The organism is Bradyrhizobium sp. PRIMUS42 (assembly GCF_023006515.1).
Classification (GTDB): domain Bacteria; phylum Pseudomonadota; class Alphaproteobacteria; order Rhizobiales; family Xanthobacteraceae; genus Bradyrhizobium.
Genome location: NZ_JALBGZ010000793.1, coordinates 1 through 2701, shown reverse-complemented (window position 1 = coordinate 2701; position 2701 = coordinate 1). Strand labels below are relative to the sequence as shown.

Annotated in this window: 2 protein-coding genes and 1 pseudogene; all 3 read left to right on the top strand. The window is 65.8% G+C overall.

Going from position 1 to position 2701, the window contains the following annotated elements:
- Window positions 1-317, top strand: a pseudogene (locus tag MOV75_RS33710) (tRNA dihydrouridine synthase DusB); the annotation flags it as partial.
- Window positions 314-1489, top strand: coding sequence for a nitrogen regulation protein NR(II) (locus MOV75_RS33705; RefSeq protein ID WP_246931861.1), 1176 nt, complete (start codon window positions 314-316; stop codon window positions 1487-1489). The pseudogene MOV75_RS33710 and the gene MOV75_RS33705, both read left to right, overlap by 4 nt.
- A 9-nt stretch (window positions 1490-1498) precedes the next feature.
- On the top strand, window positions 1499-2701 hold a 1203-nt coding region (ntrC, locus tag MOV75_RS33700; RefSeq protein ID WP_247007496.1), incomplete at its 3' end, for a nitrogen regulation protein NR(I).

Sequence of the window (2701 nt, the reverse complement as noted above, 5' to 3'; positions counted from 1 at the left end):
AGCCCTGGCTGCCCGGCCAGATCGGCCGCCGCCTGACGGGCGGGGCGGAGGAGCTAACGCCCTCGCTCGAGACCCAGCTGCATTATGTCCGCACGCTCTATGAGGGCGTCTGCGCGCTCTATGGTCTGCGCATCGGCCTCAGGCATGCCCGCAAGCATCTGGGCTGGGCGCTCGACGTCGCGGCGCAGGCGAGCCGTGCGCCGGCCGAAAAGCTGAAATCCTGGCGCCAGAAGATCCTCACCTCGGAGGATCCGCGCCTCGTCCACCAGTCCCTGCAGGATGCCTTCGACGACTTCGCATGGAGCGCTGCTGCATGAGCTCAGCCGTTGAACATCGTCGGCCGCTTGCGTCCGACAGCGACGCCATCCTGGACGCTCTTCCCAATCCCGTGCTCATGATCGGGCCGGACGGCAAGATCGTTGCCGCCAACATCGCGACCGAAGCCTTCTTCGACATCTCGACGCAGTTCCTGAAGCGGCAGTCGCTGAAAGAGCTGGTGCCGTTCGGCAGTCCCTTGCTGGCGCTGATCGACCAGGTGCGTTCGTCGAACGCGCCAGTCAACGAATACAAGGTCGATCTCGGCACGCCGCGCATGGGCGGCGACCGCCAGGTCGACCTGCATGTGGCTCCGCTGACCGAGCGGCCCGGCCATATCGTGGTGATGCTCCAGGAGCGCTCCATCGCCGACAAGATGGACCGCCAGCTCACCCATCGCAGCGCCGCGCGCTCGGTGATCGCGCTGGCCGCGATGCTGGCGCATGAGATCAAGAATCCGCTCTCCGGCATCCGCGGCGCGGCGCAGCTTCTGGAGCAGCAGGCCTCCTCGGAAGACCGCATGCTGACGCGGCTGATCTGCGACGAGGCCGACCGTATCGTGACGCTGGTCGACCGCATGGAGGTGTTCGGCGACGAGCGCCCCGTGGTGCGCGGCCCCGTCAACATCCATTCGGTGCTCGATCACGTCAAACGGCTGGCGCAGTCGGGCTTTGCCCGCAACATCCGCTTCGTCGAGGATTACGATCCCTCGTTGCCGCCGGTGCTGGCGAACCAGGATCAGTTGATCCAGGTGTTCCTCAACCTTGTGAAGAACGCCGCGGAAGCCCTGATCGACGTGCCCGACGCCGAGATCCAGCTCACCACCGCGTTCCGCCCCGGCGTGCGCCTGTCAGTCCCCGGTCAAAAATCCCGGGTATCCTTGCCGCTCGAATTCTGCGTGAAGGACAACGGACCAGGCGTGCCGGACGATCTTCTGCCCAACCTGTTCGACCCCTTCGTGACCACCAAGCAGACCGGCTCGGGGCTGGGCCTTGCGCTGGTCGCCAAGATCGTCGGCGATCACGGGGGCATCATCGAATGCGAATCTCAGCCGCGCAAAACCACCTTCCGCGTGCTGATGCCGATGTATTCCACATCGGTGAAACATGCCGATCAAAGCAGTCGCGCCGACTCTGCCGGGAAGTCGTCGCCTGTGTCACAGGGGGCGAAATGAGGATTAACGATGCCCGCAGGTAGCATTCTCGTAGCTGATGACGATACCGCCATCCGCACCGTTCTCAATCAGGCACTGTCCCGGGCCGGCTATGAGGTCAGGCTCACCGGCAATGCCGCAACGCTGTGGCGCTGGGTCAGCCAGGGGGAAGGCGATCTCGTCATCACCGACGTGGTGATGCCTGACGAAAACGCCTTCGACCTGTTGCCGCGGATCAAGAAGATGCGGCCCAATCTGCCCGTCATCGTCATGAGCGCGCAGAACACGTTCATGACGGCGATCCGTGCCTCCGAGCGCGGGGCCTACGAATATCTGCCGAAACCTTTCGACCTCAAGGAGCTGATCGCCATCGTCGGCCGCGCGCTCGCCGAGCCGAAGGAGCGCGTCTCGACGCCCGACGAGGACGCCGAGATGGAGGCGATCCCGCTGGTCGGCCGTTCGCCGGCGATGCAGGAAATCTACCGCGTCCTCGCGCGCCTGATGCAGACCGATCTCACCGTGATGATCACGGGTGAGTCCGGCACCGGCAAGGAGCTGGTGGCGCGCGCGTTGCACGATTACGGCAAGCGCCGCAACGGCCCGTTCGTCGCGGTCAACATGGCGGCGATCCCGCGCGACCTCATCGAATCCGAGCTGTTCGGCCATGAGCGCGGCGCCTTCACGGGCGCTAACACCCGCGCCTCCGGCCGGTTCGAGCAGGCCGAGGGCGGCACGCTTTTCCTCGATGAGATCGGCGACATGCCGATGGAGGCGCAGACCCGTCTGTTGCGCGTGCTGCAGCAGGGCGAATACACCACCGTCGGCGGCCGCACCCCGATCAAGACCGACGTGCGCATCGTCGCGGCCTCCAACAAGGACCTGCGGGTCCTGATCCAGCAGGGCCTGTTCCGGGAAGACCTGTTCTTCCGACTCAACGTCGTGCCGCTGCGGCTGCCCCCCTTGCGCGAGCGCATCGAGGATCTGCCGGATCTCATCCGTCATTTCTTCGCGCTCGCCGAGAAGGACGGCCTGCCGCCGAAAAAGCTCGACACGCTGGCGCTGGAGCGGATGAAGCAGCACCGCTGGCCGGGCAACGTGCGCGAGCTCGAGAATCTGGCGCGTCGCCTCGCGGCACTCTATCCGCAGGACGTGATCACGGGCTCCGTGATCGACGGCGAGCTCGCCCCGCCGACGGTCAGCCCGGGCGCCGCGGTCCAGCAGGGCGTCGACAAT

Excerpts from the sequence above, each read along its gene's own strand:
- MOV75_RS33705 (WP_246931861.1), top strand. The coding sequence starts at position 314 with ATGAGCTCAGCCGTTGAACATCGTCGGCCGCTTGCGTCCGACAGCGAC.